The organism is Corynebacterium sp. KPL1818 (assembly GCF_000478135.1).
GTDB classification, from domain to species: domain Bacteria; phylum Actinomycetota; class Actinomycetes; order Mycobacteriales; family Mycobacteriaceae; genus Corynebacterium; species Corynebacterium accolens.
Genome location: NZ_KI515758.1, coordinates 1,058,286 through 1,079,533 on the forward strand (window position 1 = coordinate 1,058,286; position 21,248 = coordinate 1,079,533).

A 21,248-nucleotide genomic window follows, 5' to 3' on the forward strand; every position below is an offset into this window, starting at 1 on the left:
AGTATAAACACGTTAAAAATTTCGAAATCTGCAACGGAGAAAGTTCATGGCTCGCGCAATTATTCCTTTTGTCCTTGGCGCCGTAATCCTCGCCCTGAGCATCTGGTGGTGGACCGCTGTCGGACCGTCCTTCGCCTTCCTTGGCCCCATCGTCCTCATGGGCGTCGGCGGTGCCTTCATGGTGTCCGGTTTCGCCGTCTTCATGGACATCGTCAGCCCCACCTCCCGCAAGGTCTAAGGGCGCGGTCTGGCGATGAGGGCTATCGATCTGCTCACGGACATGGCGCAACGCCCGCTCGATGCGCTCGCCGCATTGCCGGAGCTGAGCAACGAGACCGCCAATGCGCACTTTGGTGATCATCCGAATTCGATCACGTGGCTGCTATGGCACACCGGCCGCATGGCAGACCTGCAGCTAGCGCAACTGACTGGGGAAGAAGAGCTGTGGCAGCGCTACGACCTCGACCTGCCGGATGCCATGGGCTATGGCCAATCGGCGGAGGAAGCGCGTGCGGTGACCACGCAGGACATCGGCAAGCTCCGCAGCTATACCCAGGAAGCATTGGAGCAGGTCAAGGCGTATGTGACCTCGCTGGAGGATGACAACCTCGATGACGTGATCGATACCTCGTGGACGCCGCACGTTACCCGCGGCGTCCGGCTGGTCTCGATTTGTGATGACGCCGCACAGCATCTAGGGGCGGCCAATCAACAAGCAAAAATGACGGAGTAACATTACCTGACATGACTGATTCCACTGCATCTAATTCTGCATCCCGCGTTCTTTCCGGCATTCAGCCCACCGCTGATTCCTATCATTTGGGAAATTACCTCGGAGCGCTCAAGCAGTGGATCAACTTGCAGGAAGGCTACGATGCCTTTTACTTCATCCCGGATTTGCACGCGATTACCGTGGAGCAAAATCCGGAGGAGCTGCGCAACCGCACCATGGCCGGTGCGGCGCAGCTCATCGCGCTGGGCATCGAGCCGGAAAAATCCACCCTCTTCGTCCAGTCCCACGTGCCCGCCCATGCGGAGTTGACCTGGGTATTCCAGTGCCTGACCGGCTTCGGTGAGGCCTCCCGCATGACGCAGTTCAAGGATAAATCCGCCAAGCGCGGCGCCGATCGCACCTCGGTGGGCCTTTTTACCTACCCCATCCTGATGGCTGCCGATATCCTGCTGTACTCGCCGGATTACGTGCCGGTGGGCGAGGATCAACGCCAGCACTTGGAGCTCACCCGCAATCTGGCAGAGCGCTTCAATAACAAGTACGGCGAAACCTTCCACGTGCCGGAACCATTCATTCCGGAGGGCGCGGCGAAGATCTATGACCTGCAGGACCCGACGTCCAAGATGTCTAAGTCCGGCCCCAACCCCAAGGGCCTGGTCAACCTGCTCGATGCCCCGAAGACCTCTGCCAAGCGCATCAAGTCCGCCGTGACCGATGACCTGGGCACCGTCGCCTTTGACCGGGAAAACCAGCCGGGCGTATCGAACCTGCTGGTCATCCAGTCCGCGCTGACAGGCGAGTCCATCGACTCCTTGGTGGAGAAGTACGCCGGCCAGGGCTACGGGCACCTGAAGGTGGATACCGCGGAGGCGCTCGAGGCCTTTACCACCCCGCTCAAGCAGCGCTATGACGAGCTCATGGCGGATCGCGGCGAGCTGGAGCGCATCTTGGAGCGCGGTGCGCAGACCGCACAGGAAGTAGCGCAGCCGCTTGTCGATGCCGTCTATGAAAAAGTCGGCTTCCTTCCTCGCCCGCGCAGGTAGTAGGTACCCCTTAACCCACCCCACCGAGGGACAACTGGGTATTTGCCAGCTACGCTATACGGGATAAACGCTGTGCGAACAAGAAGGGAAGCACGTGTCCACCACGCAATCCTCCTCTAAGAAGACGGACCACTACGGTATCGAGCGTGCCAACGCCGATGATCCGGGAGCGATAGATAAGGTCCGGCGTAAATCGCCCATGGTTGATCACCTCATGCGCATGCAGGAGCGCTATGCCGCAGAGGGCGGTAACCAATTTTCCGCGGGCATTACCTATTACTCGGTCCTGTCCATCTTCCCGTTGGCGATGCTGCTGGTGGCTACCATCGCTGCTGTCCTTGCTAATCGCGAGGACCTGCTCAATGACTTGCAGTCCTATATTACGGACTCCATTGACGGGAACCTCAGCGAGTCGGTCAATGAGATCTTGGATAAGGCCATTGACCAGCGCGGTGCCATGTTCGGTATCGGTGGTTTGACCACCCTGTGGTCCGGACTGGGCTGGATGAACCATCTGCGCATCGGCATTTCTGCCATGTGGGGCATCGATGCCAACGACGGCGGCTCCTTCCTGAAGAAGAAGTTCTCGGATCTTCTGGGCCTTATCGGCCTGATCGTCGCCTTCGTCGTGGCCTTCAGCGTGACCGCGGCTGGTTCCTCTGGGCTTACGCAGAAGGTATTTGACCTCTTAGGCATCGATTCCTTCCCTGGCATGGGCTACGTGTTCTTCTTTAGTGGCCTGCTGCTGGGTCTTATCGCCAACTTCATCGTCATGTGGTGGCTGATTATGATCCTGCCGCGCACGAAGGTGCCTAAGAAATCCGGCTTTACCGGCGCCGCCATTGGTGCGGTGGCATTCGAGGCCATTAAGCAGCTGTCCACGGTGATTATGTCCTCTGCCACCGGCAGCCCGGCCGGTGCGGTCTTTGGCCCTGTCATCGTCCTGATGATTGTCATGTACCTGGTGTGGCGCGTGGTGCTGTATATCTCCGCATGGACCGCGACGACCGCAGAATCCTTGAAGTACGCGCACCCGCCGGTTCCGGAGCCTGCCGTTATTCGCGTGCGCAATGAGGTGCGCGAGGGCGCACCGGCCGGCGCGGTCTTCGGCGTGGGCGCCGCCCTGGGTGCTGCGGCCGTGGGCGTGGCGAAGCTTTTCCGCCGCAAATAAAAATCCTCCCTACGGGTGAGGAGTGCGCCGAGCTATACCTTTAAGATAGGACACTATGAACGCCGATGATATTGCCCCAGACCTCTACGAAAAGTGGGACCTCGACCGCAGTGGTGGCGCGGATGAGCTTTCCGTTTTATTGGAAGCAAAAGACATCAAGCTCGGGCAGCAGGGATATAACCAGGATGAGCCGCGGCGCGTCCAGCTGCGCATAGCGGCCAGCATCCTGGGTTCGGCGAAGAAGAGGGCCGAATACGATGAAGCACTGCGCACCGGCCTCCGCCCGACGTGGGGCGAGCTCGGCACGCTGAGCTCGGTGGGGCAGTGGTCGCCGGCGCCGCGCCCGCAGCCGAGCTTCCACGATCAACCGCAGGACCCGGCGCAGGCACCCGGTTTTGCCCAGCCCAGCCCGTATAGCTCCCCGTACGCGCGCGATCCATTCGCCCAGCATGCTTCGCCGCGCCAGCAGATGGTGCCATCGCCCGCTGCCGCGCCGGCACCAGTCCAGCACCAAGCGCAGAAACGGCCGTCCCAAGAAACGCGCATCGGCATGGGCATCTTGGACTTTTTCTTGGCCGGCGGCATCAGCGGCGCGGTTGGCGCGGGCGTCGACGAGCTCGTGGATGTGGAAGCGTTGTCCTTCGTCGCTGCCTGCATCGTGATGGTGGTTTACGTCCTGGGCAGCGAGGTATGGATGGGCGCTAGCCCGGCAAAGATTCTTTCCGGCTACACCGTGCGGGACGTGGATACGAAGGAAAAGCTCAGCCTTAGCCAGTCCGCCAAGCGCCAGTGGTGGCGCCTTATCAACGTGATACCTGGCATTGGGCAGTTGGTGGGCATGTTGGGTGCAGTGGTGCACGCGACCACCATCAACGAGGAAAACAACCTGCGCGGTTCCCACGACGATCTCGCAAACGCCGAAGTGGTTAAAAGGAAGCCTCACAAGTAAAACGCGGGTGGGGCGCTGACATGGCGCATCCTAGGGCGCGTGCCTACGATGGTGCGCATGCATGATGCACCTTTGATTAGCCCCGAAAACAAGGATTCCGCCGAGAGCGTGGTGGAACAACTGCCCAAGGTATCCCTCTGGGAACCGGTTCGTTCGCAGGCCGGCACCGCGGAGGAATTGAACGCGGATATTCGCGAGCAGTGCGCCCAGCTTGCCGATGACCACGTGGTCTACGCCGAATTGCAGCTCAACCCCGCGGCTTATTCTTTCGATACATCAGCGGTCGTGCGCGAGGTGGCCGCAGAACGCTTCGGCGACCTTGAGGCTCGGTTTGTCCTCGAGGCGGCAGAGCCGACGGCTAACGCCGAGGACACTGCGGGCGTTGCGGGCTACACCCTGCCGGAAGGTAGCGCTGCCGCCGCAGCGGAATTCCGCGCGAAGTACCTGCCTACCCAAATCGCGGTGGGTGAGGATTTCGCCGCCACCGAAAGCGCGGCGCAGGCCGGAGTGAACCGTTTGCTGCGACCGGTGAATATGATCGATGATTTCACCGCCGATGTCGATGGAATTCGCCCAGGCAAGGCCTCCGGATGGATCCGCGACCGACACATTCCATTGGTATTTTCGCCCGTGAATGACGTTGAGGAACTGACGGATCATCCGCTGCCGCTGTTGCAGCAGCTTGGCTTTACCTGTTCCGTCTCTTCCGGCGATTCCACTCTGAGCAGGCAATTTCTCGCCTTGAGCGAGACCTTTGGGTACGGCTTGGAGGAGTTTTTCGATCTCACCGTGAAGGCGATTGAGAATATTTTCGGCACGGAGGAGACAAGGCAGCGTATCCTTGAGACCGTTGTCCTTCCGGCCTACGAGGACCTCTCCGATCCGGAACTTGCCGGCCCCGATACTGAGGAGTCGCTCCAAGATTCCGGGGTCTCAATGAACCTGAATGACAACGCTTCCGAAGAGTAATAGATAGTTAATCTACATAAAGGAGGAAGACATGCCTTCCGCACTATTCGTTGTTACCGCCGCTGATAAGTGGACGCTGGCTGATGGCAGCGCCCGTCCTACCGGTTACTGGGCCGAGGAGCTCATCGCTCCGCACCGCGTGTTTAAGAACGCTGGTTGGGATATCGACTTTGCTACGCCGAACGCAAAGGCACCCGTGGTAGACGAGTACAGCCTCGAGGTATTGTCTGAGGGCGACCGCGCCGAGCAGGAGAACTACCTCGCAGAAATCGGTCCAGATCTGGAAGACCCACTGAACCTGGCCGATGTTAAGGAAGCCGATTACGACCTTGTCTTTTACCCCGGCGGCCACGGCCCGATGGAGGACTTAGCTTATGACCAGGACTCCGCCAAGCTGCTGCAGGCGCGCATCGACTCCGGCCGCGCGCTATCCCTGGTCTGTCACGCACCGGCTGCATTGCTCGCGCTGGACAATGACAACTGGCCGCTTAAGGGCTACACCATGACCGGCTTTACCAACGCCGAAGAGGGCGAGGAGACCATCGCCGCCGCCAAGTGGGTTGTTGAGACCCGCCTGCGCGAGCTCGGCGCTGATTTCAAGCAGACCGACCCGATGCAGCCTTATGTTGAGGTTGACCGCAACCTCTACACCGGCCAGAACCCGGCATCCTCTGAGCCTTTGGCACAGCGCATCCTGCGCGACTTCTAAAACCGTGGGCCACGCTGGGAAGCGGCGCCAACAGGAGCCGCCGTTCCTAGCCGCCTCGTCGGGGCTCTTGGCCACAAAAGAAGCCAGCCACCCAGATCGGGGAGTGGCTGGCTTTCTTCTGTTTTAAAGAGACCTGGTGATTCTAGAAGCGGGAGAAACGCTTAATCAGCATGTTCTCGAGGCCCTTCCAGGACTCGGCGTGTTCGTTATACGGCTTCGACGGGACGTAGCCGGCGTGCTCGGTGGAACCGAGCATGTAGCCCAGGTAGTCCTGCAGGCGCGGATTGGCCAGCATATAGGAGTTGATGGAATCATCCCCGGCCCAGTCCGCGGCATCGGCGCAGACCTCGTAGCAGCGGGCCAGCTGGTCGGAGTCTACCGCTTCTGGACCCTTTTCAATATCGCGCACGAGGCCGTTAAAGGAATATTGGTTATCCGGGTGGACTTGGACCTCCAATTCGCCGGCGTTGGCGGCGGTGACGACGTCCTCCCAGGTAGATACGCGCGCCAAGTCGTGGTCATCATTATCGATGAGCCATCGCACCAGCGTCTTGGAGGAATCGAAGGTAAAGATTTCGCCCCACTTGCCCAAGAAGATGGGCTTGCCGTCCAGGTAGGTGCGCAGCGTGTAGACGGATTTGGACTGCGCGGTGATCTTAATCGGGTCGATTCCGGCGGCGGCCCAGGGGGACTCGTCATAAGGATCGGCAGCCTCTGCTGCGGCCTTGCGCTTTTCTTCGGCTTCCTTGGCTGCGGCTTCGGCGGCACTCGCGGCCTCGGAGATGCGGGTTTCGGCATCGGAGATAGCGGCGGCGTCGAATTCATCGCTAGGGACCACGCGGACGTGCTTATCCAGGTCCGCGATGACTTTCTTCCAGTTGGTCAAGATGACCCGCCCGACGCCGGTCCACTCGTTCAGGCCCTGCTCGCCCGAGTAGTGGTCTGCGCCGCGGGAGACGTTGCGCAGGATGGAGTGAGTGGCGAAGAAGATGGTGGTCTGTTCGGCAGCGGCGACATCGGCAAGCGCGGATGCCACCTCGAGATCGCGCGCCACGGTGGAGACATTGGCGTGGCTGGGGCGGCCGGCGAGGGCTTCCGGCATGCCGATGAGATCGTATTCATCGCGCTTGGCCGGGGTGACGCGGTGCGCCGGGCGGGCGGAAAATTGCTCCCACTGCGGGTGATCCAGCAGGTCATGCTTGGCATCGGACTCCAGGTAGCACAGCAGCTCAGCGGGGGAGTCAAAAACCAAAACGGAGTCATCGTCGCCCAAAAAGGCTTGCCACTCGGAGCCATTTTCGCGCCACTTGGGCGCCCAGAGGGTATAAAAATCGCCCTCAGTCAAGGAGAGCTTAATAGGCACAATCGCACGGGTACTCATGAGCTTTTAGTCTACCCAACGCCCCAGCTGCCGTGCGGAATTGCCGGGGCATTGTCAGGCAGTCGGCCGCCAAAAACCCTTAAATTGCATGCCCATATTATTCGTGCGCAGCGGGTTGGTCTGCACGGGGTCGCCGGCCTCCACAATCTCGCCATTACCGGAATACATCGCCACATGGCCATCCCAGACCACCAGATCGCCGGGCTGTAGCTGATCGGCGCTGACCTGCTTGCCGATGGCCTGCTGGTCCGCCGTGCGCGGTATATCCACTCCCGCTTGGGAATAGGCCCACTGGGTAAGCCCTGAGCAGTCAAAGCCACCGTTGCCGGTTCCGCCCCAGGTATAGGGCTGGCCCACCTGGCTCTTGGCCGCGGCCACGGCCGCGCGGCCTGCCTCTGAGCCGGCTTCTGCGCCCGCTGATGGGGGCGGCGCGGGTGCAGCGCCTAGCTCCGCCGGAGAAGCCACCGCGGTATGCGTCGCCGCGGCGGCCGTGGCCTGCTGGGGCTGGCCAACGGCTGATTCCACCGGACGCTGGGAGATGGGCAACAGGGCCGCGGCGGTGGTGGTGAGCTCGTCTTTCAGGCGGTTGACCCGGGCCATCGCCAAGCCAATGTGCTCGTCTATCACGGCGCGAAGGGACGCAAGCGCTGCAGCCCGGGAGGCGGGATCAAGGGAGATTAATCCCATCGCGATGGGCGCAGCGGCTTGGATGAGCCGCGTGCCGATGCCAAAGATATCGCTGGCAGCCGCCGTAACGAGGCCGCGGGCCTGGTTGAGTACTGCGGAGATGGTCTCGTTATCGCCGGTGAGGAGGTTCGCGGCAGCGATAAGCTGCGAGGCATCGCCGTGGGCGATATCCGCCAGCGGTTGGGCGGCGGAGAGATCTGGGACGCGGGGAAGTTGGACATCGGGAAGCGGCGAAGGCTGCAGCGCGGCGATATTTTTAATGGCGGTAGCAAGCACTTAGATCGCCGCCCCGAGGGAGTCGCGCAACGCCGCATCGGAGTCTTCCGCCTCGCGCGACATCTGGAAGGAAGACTGCGCGATGTGCCCCATATCGTGGCGCAGCATGGTCATCCGCGCCCCAATATTGTCTAAGGCGGCATGGACCGCTTCATTGAACCCGGTAAAGGCCGGATCTTCGGGCAATGCCGGGTGGGGTGGATTGTCTCCCTGCGCGTTTGCATGCAGGTCACGGGCTAAATGGCGGGCGTGGGCGGTATCTATCTGAAATGGTCTCATGCCCTATTGGACTGGCCAATGGCCCAAGTGGTTCCCAAAAAGTTTAAAGTAGTGGGCATGGATATCCACGTCGTAGACCACCCGCTTGCCGCTTCCCGCCTGACCCTGATGCGCGATGCGCGCAGTGATAACTCCGCTTTTCGCGCTGCGCTCAAGGACCTGGGAACCATGCTCGTATATGAAGCCTCCCGCGATTTGGCGGTAGAAAACTTCGCTTGCGAAACCCCGGTTGCCACAGCACAAGGCACCCGCCTGCAGGATCCACCCATCATCGTGCCCATTATTCGCGCCGGGCTCGGCATGGTGGATCCCGCCCTGTCGATGATTCCGGATGCCCAGGTCGGCTTCATCGGCATGGCGCGCGATGAAGAAACCCACGAGCCAGTGCCGTACTTGGAGGCGCTGCCGCAAGACCTGACCGGGCGCACCGTCTTCGTCGTTGATCCCATGCTGGCCACCGGCGGATCCCTGCTGCACGCCCTGCGCCTCTTGGCCGCCCGCGGCGCTACCGATATCACCGCCATCTGCATGGTCTCGGCCCAAAATGGCGTGGATGCGCTGGAGAAATCGGGCCTTCCCGTCCGCCTCGTCACCGCCGCCATTGACCCTGAACTCAATGCGGATGCCTATATCGTGCCGGGGCTTGGCGATGCCGGCGATCGCCTCTACGGCCCGCGCAATATCGATCTTTAAGCTAGTATTTCTCCCTGAAAGCCCGAAGGTGGCTTTCAAAGGGGGAAATGATCGTGAGTTTTATTCAACTAATGTGGTCGAGCTACGGCTACGGATTTTCGCAACAGCTGCGCCGCGTGCGCGAGCGGCGCGGGGTATCCCAGCAAGTGCTTGCGGATATTTCGGGGGTATCGCGCAGCCAGATTTCCAATCTGGAACGCAATGAAAATGGCCTACACACCATGGCGGACCCGCAATTATCCACGGTGTACAAGCTGGCGCTGGCTTTAGAAATCCCGCCGGCGGTCCTCTTGCCGGCCGGTGGGGACGTGGTGGAGGGCCACTTGGCAGACTCCGCCGTGCTCGGGGTAGAAGATGTGGCGCCCTTTCCACAGGACTACATCAACCAGCGGCGCTTTAGTGATGCGCGGGGCTAACCACCCTGACTTACTGAACCGCATGGTCTAGTTGTAGACTGCCTCCAAGAGATAGTCCAGCAACAGGGAGGCGTGCGCGTGATCTCGGAGTTTATTAACGAGTGGTTCGATGCTCACCGTGCGGAGGTCATCGCGTGGCGGCGCCATATCCACCGCAATCCGGAAACGGCGAACCAAGAGGTGGAAACCACCAATTACATCGCGAATATCCTTGCGGATTACGGGCTTGAGCCGCAGCGCTTCCCGCACACCGGCCTCATGGTGGATATCGGCCCGGATACAGAGCTTGGCCGCTTGGCCTTCCGCGCCGATATCGATGCCTTGCCCATTACCGAGGTAACTGGGCTGGAGTTTACCTCTGAGAAGCCCGGAACCATGCACGCGTGCGGTCACGACGTGCACACTACCGTGGCGCTCGGCCTGGCTTGCGCGCTGGCGGATTTTCAGCGGGTTAATGAGCTGGAGCTGGGCATTCGCATCATCTTCCAGCCGGCGGAGGAAGTGTGGGTCGGCGGGGCCACCGACGTTATTTCTTGGGGCGCGTTAGAAGGCGTGCATTCCATCTTCGCCATCCACGCCGAGCCGAAGCTGCGCGTGGGGCGCATCGGAATCCGCGCCGGGGCCATTACCTCGGCAACCGACGTGGTGGAGCTCAAGATTAAAGGCCCGGGCGGGCATACCTCGCGCCCGCACCTATCCGCGGATGTGGTCTATGCGCTGGGCAAGGTTATTACGGAGCTGCCGGCGCTGCTGTCTCGCCGCGTTGATCCGCGCACCGGCACGGTTTTGGTCTTTGGCCAGGTCAATTCCGGCTATGCCCCTAACGCAATCCCGGAAACTGGCATGCTGACCGGCACGATGCGCACCGCCGATATCACCATCTGGCGCCAGATGCAGGAGCTCTTCGCGGAGCTGGTGGATCAGATCCTTGCGCCGGTGGGGGTAGAACACGAATTGTCCTATAACCGCGGCGTGCCGCCGGTGCTTAACGATGACGTCGCTACCGCCATGCTTGCTTCTGCCGCACAGTCCATCGACCCGCAAGCCGTGGTCCAGGCCCCGCAGTCTTCCGGAGGCGAGGACTTTTCCTGGTATTTGGAAAAGGTGCCCGGTTCCATGGCGCGCCTTGGTTGCTGGTCCGGGGAGGGGGAGCAGCACGATCTGCACATGGGTGACCTCATCGTGGATGAGCGGGCAATTGGTGTGGGCATTAAGCTTTTCGGGGCCGTGGTCGAGCAATTTATGGGGGAGAATGCGCAGGCGGACTAACGCGCTGGGGTTACCTACGGGTTAGACTCGTAGGCGACTTTAAAAGTGGAGCCTATAAAGGAGCAATTGCGTGTTGAACCAGACCAAGCGAATTGTCATCATCGGCGGTGGCCCGGCGGGCTACGAGGCAGCGCTGGCTGGCGCCAAGTACGGCGCGGAAATCACCATCATCGAAGACCAAGGCATGGGCGGCAATAGCGTTGTCTTGGACTGTGTTCCCTCCAAGTCCTTCATCGCCGGCGCCAATATTAAAACGGACTTGCGTCGCGCGGATGACATGGAGCTGAACGAGGGCATCGGCAAGGCGCAGCTTTCCATCAGTGCGCTGAACCAGCGCGTGCAGGACTTGGCGGCTAAGCAATCCGGTGATATCCGCAATACCATGGATTCCCTGGGTGCCCGCGTTATCGATGGCCGCGCGCACTTCCCGGAGGATCAGCAGGCCGATGCCTTTGGTGGGCACAAGGTCACGGCGGTCTTCAACGAGGATGGACACGAGGAGACGCTCGATGCGGACCTCGTCTTGGTGGCTACCGGTGCCACCCCGCGCATTTTGCCCGGCGCTCAGCCGGATGGCGAGCGCATCCTGACCTGGCAGCAGGTTTATAACCTCACCGAGCTGCCAGAGCACCTCATTGTGGTGGGTTCCGGTGTCACCGGTGCCGAGTTTGTCTCCGCCTTCGCCGAGCTGGGCGTCAAAGTCACGATGGTGGCCTCGCGCGATCGCATCTTGCCGCATGATGATGCCGATGCCGCCGACGTCCTCGAAACCGTGCTGAGCGAGCGCGGCGTGGAGCTGGAAAAGAACTGCCGCGTGGAAACCGTTAACCGCACCGAGGACGGCAACGTGCTGGTCACCACGCAAGACGGGCGCGAGATTCACGGCTCGCACGTCATCATGTCCATTGGTTCCGTCCCGAATACCAAGGAACTGAAGCTGGAAAACGTGGGCGTGGAAACCGCGAAGTCTGGTCACATCCAGGTAGACCGCGTCTCGCGCACCAATATCGCCGGCATTTACGCAGCCGGTGACTGCTCCGATCTCTTCCCGCTTGCCTCCGTAGCCGCGATGCAGGGCCGCGTGGCGATGTACCACGCGCTCGGTGAAGGCGTCTCGCCGCTGCGCCTGAAGACCGTGGCTAACGCGGTCTTTACCCGCCCGGAGATCGCCGCGGTGGGCTTTACCCAGGCCGAAATCGAGGCCGGCGAGGTCGCCGCCCGCGCCATTACCATGCCGCTGAATACCAACCCGCGTGCAAAGATGCGCTCGCTGCAGCACGGTTTTGTCAAGCTATTCTGCCGCGCTACGTCCGGCCGCGTGATCGGTGGCGTCATCGTCGCGCCGACCGCCTCCGAGCTCATCCTGCCCATCGCTATGGCAGTGACCAACCAGCTCACGGTGAACCAGCTGGCCGATTCCTTTGCGGTCTACCCATCGCTATCTGGCACCATCACCGAGGCCGCCCGCCGCTTGGTGGCCCATGATGACCTGGAGTAAACCTCGTTCCTAGAACGTGGAGTAAGCATGCTCCGCAGTGCGGTTAAGCTCGATTTTGATCGGCCTATCTGCCTCCGGCAGGGCGCGCTGCGGACAGAATTCGCGGGGGCAGGCGGTACAGCCTGGGCCAATCGGGGTGGCGGCGGAAATGTCTAGGTTCAGGGCATCGGCATAGACGATGCGATCCGCCTGGGCGATATCGCAGCCTAGGCCTACCGCGAATTCCTTGCGCGGCGTGCCCCACGACTTGGCGGTTCCCTGCACGAAACGCCCGATCCACAGGTAAGCGTGGCCATCCGGCATGGCGGCGACCTGGCGGGTAATGCGGTTCGGGGTTTCAAAGGCGCGGTGGATTACCCACAGGGGGCAGGATCCACCAGAGCGCGCGAAGTGAAAGGCGGTAGAGGACTGCCGCTTGGAAATATTGCCCGCGCGGTCGGTGCGGATGAAGGAAAAGGGCACGCCCTTAAGCCCTGGGCGCTGGAGCGTGGCGAGGCGCTGCGCGGTTGTTTCAAACCCAGTCCCAAAGTAGTTGCACAGCAGGTCGATATCGTAGCGGGTATCTTCTGCCATCGTGAGAAAGCGCTGGTAGGGCATGGTGACAGCCGCCGCGAAGTACTGCGCAAGGCCCAGGGTGGCTAAGTCTTGGGATTCGCCTTCGGGCAGTTCAGATACGAGGTTGTCACAGATATCGCCGTAGGCCAGCAGGCAGTATTGCAGGGCCATTTCAAAGACCAATTGCGCCTCAGATAACCCATCGCGCAGCGAGAGCTCGCGCGTATCTGGGTCGAAGCTGCGCCGAGGGCCGGGACGGGAAAAGCGCACCGTAACCCCCAGATCCTCATGCATGCGGGAGGCGAGCCGGCCGCGGCGCAGGACGCGATCGCCCAACTGGCCAGCGAGTTCTTCTGCGAGCACATCGAGCTCGTGGATGTAATTATGCGCGTCATAAAAGAAATCCCGCACCACTTCAAAGGGGGAGGGGTCCGCAGCGGGCGCGCGGGAAGCAACATCAACAAACCGCGGCATCAACTCGGGAAAGCGAGAGGCGAGATCCGAGAGCGTTTCTTCAGAGGCATCGGGGAAGATGTGGCGGAGCTCGGTAATCGTATGGATATCGCGGTCTTCGGCGAAGTAGCTGGGATCCACGGTAAAGCGCTGGGCTAGCTGCATTAACACGGTGACGGTCAGCGGGCGCTGGTCGTTTTCTAGCTGGTTGAGGTAGCTCGTGGATAACCCCAACTTCTTCGCCATCGCCACCTGGGTGAGCCCGCGCTGCTTGCGCAAAGCGTGAATCCGTGCCCCCGCATAGTGCTTGGTCATGCGTCCCCGTCCTTCCTTTAAGTCCCCTGTGCTGTGAAAATCACAAGTTTTGCAGATTTCACAAAAGAAGTCCGCTAATTTCCACAAACATTACCTATAGCGTGTACCACATGCAAGCATTTACTGTGATGTGCAACGCATTCTTGATGAAGGAGGACGCAACCAGTGAAAAACCATGAGGTACGCACTCATAAATCCGCCGAGGACTTCCCCTACGAGGAGCACTTGGCGTACAAGGTGGCCGAGGTGGCTGCGGACCCCGTAGAGGTTCCGGAAGAAACCACCGAGATGATCATCAACCGCATCATCGACAACGCCGCCGTAGCTATGGCCTCCGTTGCCCGTGGCCCCGTCACCTCCGCGCGGGTGATGGCAGAAGCCCATCCGGTGGATAAGGGCGGTTCCACCATCTTCGGCATCGATGGCACGTATTCCGCGGAGTGGGCCGCACTGGCCAATGGCACCGCAGTCCGCGAGTTGGACTATCACGACACCTTCCTCGCCGCCGAATATTCCCACCCCGGCGATAATATTCCGCCGCTTCTTGCCGCAGCGCAGCACAAGGGGCTGAGCGGCCGCGACCTTATCCGCGGCATCGCAACCGGCTATGAAATCCAGGTCAACCTGGTCAAAGGCATGTGCCTGCACGAGCACAAGATCGACCACGTGGCGCACTTGGGGCCATCGGTAGCCGCAGGGCTTGGCACCATGTTGGGCCTGGATAGGGACACGATTTACCAGGCCGTCGGCCAGGCGCTGCACACCACCACGGCAACCCGCCAGTCCCGCAAGGGCCTGATTTCTTCGTGGAAGGCCTACGCGCCGGCCTTCGCGGGCAAGATGGCCATCGAGGCCGTCGACCGCACCATGCGCGGCGAGGGTGCCCCGGCACCGATCTGGGAGGGCGAGGACGGGTTCATCGCCTGGATGCTGCATTCACCAGAGCGCACCTACACCGTGCCCCTGCCAGAAAACGGTGAGGCCAAGACCGCCATCCTGGATACCTACACCAAGGAACACTCCGCGGAATACCAGGCGCAGGCTCCCATCGACATGGCCTTTGCGCTGAAAAAGACGCTGGAGGATAAGGGCCTGAAGACGGCGGATATCGAGTCCATCGTGCTGCACACCTCCCATCACACCCATTACGTCATCGGCACCGGCGCGAACGATCCGCAGAAGATGGATCCTTCCGCCTCCCGCGAAACCCTGGACCACTCTGTGATGTACATCTTCGCGGTCGCGCTAGAAGATGGCGTCTGGGACCACGAAACCTCCTATTCCCCTGAGCGCTCCAACCGCCCGGAGACCATCGAGCTGTGGCAGAAGATCTCCACCGTTGAGGATCCCGAGTGGACGCGCCGCTATCACTCCAACGACCTTGAGGAAAAAGCCTTCGGCGGCAAGGCCGTTATCACCTTCAAGGACGGCACCGTCATCGAAGACGAGCGCGCCGTAGCTGACGCCCACCCGCTGGGCGCCCGCCCCTTCGCCCGCGAGCAGTACATTGCCAAGTTCAAAAAGCTTGCCGATGGCGTCGTCGACGAGGCCGAGCAAGAGCGCTTCCTCACCGCCGTGCAAGACCTAGAAAACCTCACCGATCTAACCGAACTCAACGTGCGGGTCAGCGATGAGCACCTTGCCACCGCGCCCGAGAAACCGGAGGGAATCTTCTAATGGCTGGACTATTTGGTTCTACAATCAGCAACGCAGAAAAGCGCGCGAATTTCCGCAAATCCATCGAATCCGGATCGATCACCACGCTGCCGGGCGCGTTTAACCCGCTGACCGCCCGCCTTATCCAGGACATCGGCGGCTTCGACGGCGTCTACGTATCCGGCGCGGTGCTGGCCAATGATTTGGGCCTGCCCGATATCGGCCTGACCACCTTGACCGAGGTAGCCCAGCGCGCCGGGCAGATTGCGCGCGCTACGGACTTGCCCGTGCTTGTCGATGCCGATACCGGCTTCGGTGAACCTATGTCCGCCGCCCGCACCGTCGCCGCCCTCGAAGATGCCGGGCTGGCCGGCTGCCACCTGGAAGACCAAGTCAACCCGAAGCGCTGCGGGCACCTCGACGGCAAGGAAGTGGTGGACAAGGAAGTCATGGTCCGCCGCATCAGCGCGGCCGTCAACGAGCGCCGCGATCCTAATTTCATCATTTGCGCGCGCACCGATGCCGCCGGTGTCAATGGCATCGATGACGCCATCGACCGCGCTAAGGCCTATGCCGAAGCCGGTGCGGATCTGATTTTCACCGAGGCGCTGTATTCCCCCGAGGACTTTGAAAAGTTCCGCGCCGCCGTGGATACGCCACTGTTGGCGAATATGACGGAGTTTGGCAAGACCGAGCTGCAATCAGCAAAGACCCTCGACGGGTTGGGATACAACGCCGTGATCTGGCCGGTCTCCAGCTTCCGCGTGGCCATGGGCGCTACCGAAGAATTCCTGCGCGACTTGCAAGATACCGGCATCCAGACCGAGTGGTTAGAGCGCATGCAGCACCGCTCCCGCCTGTACGAACTGGTCCGCTACCAGGAATACAACGAGTTTGACCAGTCCGTATTCACCTATTCCAAAGACAGCTACCAACCCATTTTTGAAAGCTAAGGAGCCAGTGACCATGTCCGATAAGAAAAACGAAACCCCAGAAATCCGCAAGGGCCTTTACGGTGTCGTTGTCGATGAAACCGCCATTTCCAAGGTCGTTCCAGAGACCAACTCTTTGACCTACCGCGGCTACCCGGTCCAAGAACTGGCCCGCTACTGCTCCTTCGAAGAGGTCGCTTACCTCTTGTGGAATGGCAAGCTGCCGGGGCAAGAATCCCTCATCCGCTTCTCCGCGCGTGAGAAGGCATTGCGACACCTAGACCGCCACCTCATTGACCTGATCATGTCCATGCCGCAAAGCTGCCACCCCATGGACGTTCTGCGCACAGCCATCTCCTTCATCGGTGCCCAGGACGCGGAGGAATACACCAAGGACTCCGAGCACGTGCGCCGTACCGCGCTCGAACTCATGGCGAAGATCCCCACCATCATCGCGCTCGACATCCGTCGCCGCCGCGGTGAGGGCTACATCGAGCCGTCCCGCAAGAAGGGCTTTGCCGAAAACTTCCTGTGGATGGTCTTCGGCGATGAAGAAGGCTCCCCAGCGGTCAACCGCGCCGATATCGAGGCCTTTGATAAGTCCCTCATCCTTTACGCCGAGCACTCCTTCAATGCCTCCACCTTCTCGGCGCGCGTGGTTACCTCCACGATGTCTGATACCTACTCCGCCATCGTCGCCGCCATTGGCGCGCTCAAGGGGCCGCTGCACGGTGGTGCCAACGAGGCCGTCATGAAGAACTTCCTCGAGGTAGACGATCCTGCCAAGGCCGAGGAGTGGACCAAGAACAAGTTGGCCAACAAGGACCTGGTCATGGGCTTTGGTCACCGCGTGTACAAGAACGGCGACTCCCGCGTTCCCACCATGGAAGCTGCCTTCAAGGAGTTGGCCGAGCAGCACGACCAGACCAAGTGGATCGACATGTACGACATTATGGCCAAGACTATGGAAGAAAACACCTCGATCAAGATCAAGCCGAACTTGGACTTCCCGGCCGGCCCTGCCTACCACATCCTCGGGTTCGATATTCAGTTCTTCACCCCGATCTTCGTCATGGCCCGCATCACCGGCTGGACCGCGCACATCGTGGAACAAAACGAGAACAACTCGCTGATTCGCCCGCTGTCCGCCTACGTCGGCGAAGACCAGCGCTCCGTTCCGCCTAAGTCCTTCTAATCGCTCGGCCTCCGCGCGCTTGCGTCCCGCGGTGGGCCGTTGAGCAGGAAGTAGGCCGTTAAATGGACCGAATTTGCTCCCCACGTTCGCGTGGGGAGCATTTGTGCATCTTGCTGCGTTAAATGTGTATCCATCGGCGTTAAATGTGCATCCTCCTACGATATAACTGAGCAAACCGCGCCCTCAGATGTTGCATTTTCGCCTCAGGTATTGCAGAGGAGGATGCACATGTAGCGGCTGCGGTACCGACTGCTGCGGCGGTTGTGGATTCGGCGGTGGCTGTGGCCACGACTGCGACTGCGGCGGCTGTTGTAGCGGCTGTGGCTGCGAAAAATTTGCCGCCTGAAAATTTGCAGACTTTGCAGAATTGCTAGGCCTGTTAATACTGGTTGGCTGGCAGAAATTGCTTACGTGGGGTTTAAGTTGCAGGTGAGTGTAGAAAATCCCGTTTTTAAAAAGGGATGATAAAAACTATTCTTATCTCTAAACTGAGAGACGGATCACCCCAGTGGGGACGTTGCAACGCGGCGTCTTCCAAGTTGAAAGGAACACCCAAGTGGCCAATTCCGCCCTTCCATCGTTCGACAAGATTTTGGTAGCCAACCGCGGTGAAATCGCCGTGCGTGCTTTCCGCGCTGCCTTTGAAACGGGGGCGAAGACCGTCGCCGTCTATCCTCGTGAAGACCGCAACTCCTTCCACCGCGCCTTTGCGGATGAAGCAGTGCGCATTGGTGACGAGGGACAGCCCGTTAAGGCGTACCTCGATATCGAGGAAATCATCCGCGCTGCCAAGAAGTCTGAGGCGGATGCGATCTATCCGGGCTACGGCTTCTTGTCCGAGCGCGCCGATTTGGCCCGCGCCTGCGAGGACAATGGCATTAAGTTCATTGGCCCCACCCCGAGCACGCTAGATCTCACCGGTGATAAATCCGCCGCGGTCAACGCCGCGAAGGAAGCAGGGCTGCCGACGCTGCAGGACTCGGAGCCGACCACGGACATCGATAAGCTGGTAGCAGACGCCGGTGACTTCAGCTTCCCGGTCTTTGTCAAGGCCGTCTCTGGTGGTGGCGGGCGCGGTATGCGCTACGTGGAATCGGAATCTGAGCTGCGCGAACGGGCGGCAGAGGCCTCGCGCGAGGCGGAGGCGGCCTTCGGCGATGGCAGCGTGTACCTCGAGACTGCGGTGATTAATCCGCAACACATTGAGGTGCAGGTGCTTGCGGATTCCCAGGGCAATGTCATCCACCTCTTTGAGCGCGACTGCTCCGTGCAGCGCCGCCACCAGAAGGTCGTAGAAATCGCTCCGGCGCCATCGCTGGATCCGGAGCTGCGCGATCGCATCTGCCAGGATGCCGTGAACTTCTGCGAGCACATCAACTATGAGGGTGCCGGCACGGTGGAGTTCCTCGTAGACGAGCGCGGCAACCACGTCTTCATTGAGATGAACCCCCGCGTGCAGGTGGAGCACACCGTGACTGAGGAGGTTACCGGTGTGGACATCGTCAAGGCGCAGATGAATATCGCCGCAGGTGCTTCCTTGGAAGACATCAACCTGTCGCAGGAAAATATCACCATTACCGGCTCTGCCCTGCAGTGCCGCATTACTACCGAAGACCCGAATAATGGCTTCCGCCCAGATACGGGTACGTTGACCGCGTACCGCTCGCCGGGCGGTGCTGGTGTGCGCCTGGATGGTGCGACCTCCGTGGGTGCTGAGGTATCGCCCAACTTCGACTCCCTGTTGGTGAAGATGACCTGCCGCGGCACCACCTTCGAGCAGGCCGTCCACCGTGCCCGCCGCGCGCTGAACGAGTTCCACGTCTCTGGCGTGGCGACCAATATCGGCTTCCTGCGCGCGTTGCTCAATGAGTCCGACTTCGTCAATACCCGCGTCGATACCGGATTCATTACCGAGCACCCAGATCTGCTCAAGGCCCCACCGGCGGTAGATGAGTCCGGCCGCATCTTGGAGTACATCGCGGATGTCACCGTGAATAAGCCCAATGGCGATAGGCCCACCGCGCTGCGCCCCTTTGATAAGCTGCCGAAGTTTAATGCGGAAGAACCGCTCCCGCGCGGCTCCCGCGATGACCTCTTGGAGCTCGGGCCGCAGAAGTACGCGGAAAAGATTCGCGCCCAAGACCCTTTGATGGTCACGGATACGACGTTCCGCGATGCCCACCAGTCCCTGCTTGCCACCCGCGTGCGCAGCACCGCCTTGGTTTCCGCGGCAGAGGCCGTGGCGCGCCTGACCCCAGATCTCTTCTCCGTGGAGGCATGGGGCGGTGCTACCTATGACGTGGCCATGCGCTTCCTCCACGAGGATCCCTGGGTGCGCCTGGATCTGCTGCGCGAGGCGATGCCGAACCAGAACATCCAGATGCTCCTGCGCGGGCGCAATACCGTGGGCTATACCCCGTACCCGGATTCGGTGTGCCGCGCCTTCGTGCAGGAAGCGGCTAAGTCCGGCGTGGATGTCTTCCGCATTTTCGATGCGCTTAACGATGTCTCCCAGATGCGCCCTGCCATCGATGCCGTGCTCGAGACGAATACCACCGTGGCCGAGGTAGCCATGGCGTATTCCGGTGACCTTTCTTCGCCGAAGGAAGACCTCTACACCTTGGATTACTACTTGAAGCTCGCCGAGCAGATTGTAGAATCCGGCGCGCACATCCTGGCCGTTAAGGACATGGCGGGCCTGCTGCGCCCAGAGGCCGCGCACACGCTGGTGACCGCGCTGCGCAAGGAATTCGATCTGCCGGTCCACGTGCACACGCACGATACTGCCGGTGGGCAGATCGCTACCTACTTTGCTGCGGCGCGCGCCGGTGCCGATATTGTCGATGGCGCCTCGGCGCCGCTGGCCGGCACCACGTCTCAGCCTTCGCTTTCCGCGCTCATCGCTGCATTCTCCAACTCCAAGCGCGATACAGGAATCGACCTGCAAGCGGTCTCGGATTTGGAGCCGTATTGGGAGGCCGTGCGTCAGCTATACGCCCCGTTCGAGAACGGCATTCCTGGCCCGACCGGCCGTGTGTACAAGCACGAGATTCCGGGTGGTCAGCTGTCGAACCTGCGCGCGCAGGCCGTCGCATTGGGCCTGGCGGATCGCTTCGAGGTCATCGAGGATAACTATGCCGCCGTCAACGAGATGCTGGGCCGCCCCACCAAGGTCACCCCATCTTCCAAGGTGGTGGGTGACTTGGCACTCCACCTCGTGGGCACTGGCGTTGCTCCGGAAGATTTCGCGGCCAACCCGACGAAGTACGATATCCCGGATTCCGTGGACCAATTCCTCCGCGGCCAGCTGGGCACCCCTCCGGGTGGCTGGCCTGAGCTGCGCGATAAGGTCCTTGATGGCCGAGCCGAAACCGGCGCGCAGATTAACGATGTCCCGGCTGAGGAACAGCCGCACTTGGACTCGGATGACTCGGATGAGCGTCGCGCCAGCCTGAACCGTTTGCTCTTTCCTAAGCAGTTTGAGGAATTCAATGAGTTCCGCCGCAAGTTTGGCAATACCGAGGCGCTGACGGATACGACCTTCTTCTACGGTCTGACCGAAGGCGAAGAAAAGGTGGTGCATTTCTTCCCAGAAAACTCCACCGATCGCTCCAACCTTAAGCAGATCGTGGTGCGCCTCGATGCCGTGGGTGAGCCGGATGAGAAGGGCATGCGCAATGTCGTGCTCAACGTTAACGGCCAAATCCGCCCGATGAAGGTGCGCGATGAAAACGCCGAATCCACCGTGGCCACGGTGGAGAAGGCGGATCCGTCCAATGACGGCCACGTAGCGGCCCCGTTCGCCGGCGTGGTCAACCCCACGGCAGAGCCAGGCGACGAGGTAAAGGCCGGCGACCAGGTCGCGGTCATCGAGGCCATGAAGATGGAAGCCTCCATTTCCGCCACCAAGGATGGCGTGGTGGACCGCGTGGCCATTGGCCAGGCCACCAAGGTAGAAGGCGGGGATCTTATAGCCGTCATCAAATAGAGGAGCCACCTAGCACAGACGCGTAAATCCCCTCCCGGCTTGGATGAATGAACTGAACTGCTGGGAGGGGATTTTTATGCT

Annotated in this window: 19 protein-coding genes; 15 read left to right on the forward strand and 4 right to left on the reverse strand. The window is 60.8% G+C overall.

All coding sequences use genetic code 11. From position 1 onward, the window contains the following. Positions 1–46 precede the first annotated feature (46 nt). The 7 genes from HMPREF1261_RS04990 to HMPREF1261_RS05020 all read left to right on the forward strand — a co-directional run bounded on the left by HMPREF1261_RS04990 (position 47) and on the right by HMPREF1261_RS05020 (position 5,574). On the forward strand, positions 47–238 hold the full coding sequence (locus HMPREF1261_RS04990) for a hypothetical protein (RefSeq protein ID WP_023030177.1): 192 nt from the start codon (positions 47–49) through the stop codon (positions 236–238). Between the two features lie 15 nt (positions 239–253). Then, the gene (locus tag HMPREF1261_RS04995) at positions 254–733 is read left to right on the forward strand and encodes a DinB family protein (protein ID WP_023030178.1); all 480 of its coding nucleotides are present in this window, start codon (positions 254–256) and stop codon (positions 731–733) included. Positions 734–744: 11 nt separating this feature from the next. Beyond that, entirely contained in the window at positions 745–1,776 is a 1,032-nt protein-coding gene (gene trpS / locus HMPREF1261_RS05000) for a tryptophan--tRNA ligase (RefSeq protein ID WP_023030179.1), read from the forward strand. A gap of 94 nt (positions 1,777–1,870) precedes the next feature. Next, the gene (locus tag HMPREF1261_RS05005) at positions 1,871–2,947 is read left to right on the forward strand and encodes a YhjD/YihY/BrkB family envelope integrity protein (protein ID WP_023030180.1); all 1,077 of its coding nucleotides are present in this window, start codon (positions 1,871–1,873) and stop codon (positions 2,945–2,947) included. Positions 2,948–3,002: 55 nt separating this feature from the next. After that, positions 3,003–3,896: an RDD family protein gene (locus HMPREF1261_RS05010; protein WP_023030181.1), complete on the forward strand. Its 894-nt coding sequence runs from the start codon at positions 3,003–3,005 to the stop codon at positions 3,894–3,896. A gap of 48 nt (positions 3,897–3,944) precedes the next feature. Continuing rightward, on the forward strand, positions 3,945–4,865 hold the full coding sequence (locus tag HMPREF1261_RS05015) for a hypothetical protein (protein ID WP_023030182.1): 921 nt from the start codon (positions 3,945–3,947) through the stop codon (positions 4,863–4,865). Between the two features lie 31 nt (positions 4,866–4,896). After that, positions 4,897–5,574, forward strand: a complete 678-nt coding sequence (locus HMPREF1261_RS05020) for a type 1 glutamine amidotransferase domain-containing protein (protein ID WP_023030183.1) — start codon at positions 4,897–4,899, stop codon at positions 5,572–5,574. A 142-nt stretch (positions 5,575–5,716) separates the two neighbouring features. On the opposite strand, the gene HMPREF1261_RS05025 is transcribed toward HMPREF1261_RS05020, so the two are convergent. The 3 genes from HMPREF1261_RS05025 to HMPREF1261_RS05035 are packed head-to-tail and all read right to left on the reverse strand — an operon-like array spanning position 5,717 to position 8,197. Next, the gene (locus HMPREF1261_RS05025; RefSeq protein ID WP_005277344.1) at positions 5,717–6,955 is read right to left on the reverse strand and encodes a hypothetical protein; all 1,239 of its coding nucleotides are present in this window, start codon (positions 6,953–6,955) and stop codon (positions 5,717–5,719) included. Positions 6,956–7,009: 54 nt separating this feature from the next. Continuing rightward, the gene (locus HMPREF1261_RS05030; RefSeq protein ID WP_023030184.1) at positions 7,010–7,918 is read right to left on the reverse strand and encodes a C40 family peptidase; all 909 of its coding nucleotides are present in this window, start codon (positions 7,916–7,918) and stop codon (positions 7,010–7,012) included. Continuing rightward, positions 7,919–8,197 (reverse strand): hypothetical protein, encoded by a 279-nt coding sequence (locus tag HMPREF1261_RS05035; protein ID WP_023030185.1) that lies wholly within the window; start codon positions 8,195–8,197, stop codon positions 7,919–7,921. It lies immediately after the preceding gene. A 57-nt stretch (positions 8,198–8,254) separates the two neighbouring features. On the opposite strand from HMPREF1261_RS05035, the gene upp reads away from it, so the two are divergent. The 4 genes from upp to HMPREF1261_RS05055 all read left to right on the forward strand — a co-directional run bounded on the left by upp (position 8,255) and on the right by HMPREF1261_RS05055 (position 12,073). Further along, positions 8,255–8,890 carry a uracil phosphoribosyltransferase gene (upp, locus tag HMPREF1261_RS05040; protein ID WP_034653796.1) on the forward strand — a complete coding sequence of 212 codons (636 nt, stop codon included), beginning with the start codon at positions 8,255–8,257 and terminating at the stop codon, positions 8,888–8,890. A gap of 47 nt (positions 8,891–8,937) precedes the next feature. Continuing rightward, positions 8,938–9,306, forward strand: coding sequence for a helix-turn-helix domain-containing protein (locus HMPREF1261_RS05045; RefSeq protein WP_023028365.1), 369 nt, complete (start codon positions 8,938–8,940; stop codon positions 9,304–9,306). Positions 9,307–9,384: 78 nt separating this feature from the next. Next, complete coding sequence (locus tag HMPREF1261_RS05050; protein ID WP_023016834.1) at positions 9,385–10,575, forward strand: M20 family metallopeptidase; 1,191 nt, start codon at positions 9,385–9,387, stop codon at positions 10,573–10,575. 70 nt (positions 10,576–10,645) lie between these two features. Beyond that, positions 10,646–12,073, forward strand: coding sequence for an NAD(P)H-quinone dehydrogenase (locus tag HMPREF1261_RS05055; RefSeq protein ID WP_023030186.1), 1,428 nt, complete (start codon positions 10,646–10,648; stop codon positions 12,071–12,073). Between the two features lie 9 nt (positions 12,074–12,082). Here the strand turns inward: HMPREF1261_RS05055 and HMPREF1261_RS05060 are convergent, their stop codons facing one another. Continuing rightward, the gene (locus HMPREF1261_RS05060) at positions 12,083–13,396 is read right to left on the reverse strand and encodes a short-chain fatty acyl-CoA regulator family protein (protein ID WP_023030187.1); all 1,314 of its coding nucleotides are present in this window, start codon (positions 13,394–13,396) and stop codon (positions 12,083–12,085) included. A 165-nt stretch (positions 13,397–13,561) separates the two neighbouring features. Here HMPREF1261_RS05060 and prpD point away from each other — a divergent pair, with 165 nt between their 5' ends. From prpD to HMPREF1261_RS05080, 4 genes are all read left to right on the forward strand, one after another. After that, positions 13,562–15,073 (forward strand): 2-methylcitrate dehydratase PrpD, encoded by a 1,512-nt coding sequence (gene prpD / locus HMPREF1261_RS05065; protein ID WP_005277360.1) that lies wholly within the window; start codon positions 13,562–13,564, stop codon positions 15,071–15,073. Next, positions 15,073–16,005, forward strand: coding sequence for a methylisocitrate lyase (prpB, locus tag HMPREF1261_RS05070; RefSeq protein ID WP_023030188.1), 933 nt, complete (start codon positions 15,073–15,075; stop codon positions 16,003–16,005). Before prpD ends, prpB begins: the two co-directional genes overlap by 1 nt. Before the next feature lie 13 nt (positions 16,006–16,018). Beyond that, positions 16,019–17,179, forward strand: coding sequence for a bifunctional 2-methylcitrate synthase/citrate synthase (locus HMPREF1261_RS05075; RefSeq protein WP_023030189.1), 1,161 nt, complete (start codon positions 16,019–16,021; stop codon positions 17,177–17,179). A gap of 556 nt (positions 17,180–17,735) precedes the next feature. Further along, on the forward strand, positions 17,736–21,167 hold the full coding sequence (locus HMPREF1261_RS05080; RefSeq protein ID WP_034657928.1) for a pyruvate carboxylase: 3,432 nt from the start codon (positions 17,736–17,738) through the stop codon (positions 21,165–21,167). The last annotated feature ends 81 nt before the right edge of the window (positions 21,168–21,248 follow it).

Bases quoted from the DNA above. Each gene is read 5' to 3' on its own strand.
- HMPREF1261_RS05020 (WP_023030183.1), top strand. From the start codon at position 4,897: ATGCCTTCCGCACTATTCGTTGTTACCGCCGCTGATAAGTGGACGCTG.
- HMPREF1261_RS05075 (WP_023030189.1), top strand. From the start codon at position 16,019: ATGTCCGATAAGAAAAACGAAACCCCAGAAATCCGCAAGGGCCTTTAC.
- HMPREF1261_RS05025 (WP_005277344.1), bottom strand. From the start codon at position 6,955: ATGAGTACCCGTGCGATTGTGCCTATTAAGCTCTCCTTGACTGAGGGC.
- HMPREF1261_RS05010 (WP_023030181.1), top strand. From the start codon at position 3,003: ATGAACGCCGATGATATTGCCCCAGACCTCTACGAAAAGTGGGACCTC.
- HMPREF1261_RS04990 (WP_023030177.1), top strand. From the start codon at position 47: ATGGCTCGCGCAATTATTCCTTTTGTCCTTGGCGCCGTAATCCTCGCC.
- HMPREF1261_RS04995 (WP_023030178.1), top strand. From the start codon at position 254: ATGAGGGCTATCGATCTGCTCACGGACATGGCGCAACGCCCGCTCGAT.
- HMPREF1261_RS05015 (WP_023030182.1), top strand. From the start codon at position 3,945: ATGGTGCGCATGCATGATGCACCTTTGATTAGCCCCGAAAACAAGGAT.
- upp (WP_034653796.1), top strand. From the start codon at position 8,255: ATGGATATCCACGTCGTAGACCACCCGCTTGCCGCTTCCCGCCTGACC.
- prpB (WP_023030188.1), top strand. From the start codon at position 15,073: ATGGCTGGACTATTTGGTTCTACAATCAGCAACGCAGAAAAGCGCGCG.
- trpS (WP_023030179.1), top strand. From the start codon at position 745: ATGACTGATTCCACTGCATCTAATTCTGCATCCCGCGTTCTTTCCGGC.
- HMPREF1261_RS05035 (WP_023030185.1), bottom strand. From the start codon at position 8,197: ATGAGACCATTTCAGATAGATACCGCCCACGCCCGCCATTTAGCCCGT.
- HMPREF1261_RS05045 (WP_023028365.1), top strand. From the start codon at position 8,938: ATGATCGTGAGTTTTATTCAACTAATGTGGTCGAGCTACGGCTACGGA.
- HMPREF1261_RS05060 (WP_023030187.1), bottom strand. From the start codon at position 13,396: ATGACCAAGCACTATGCGGGGGCACGGATTCACGCTTTGCGCAAGCAG.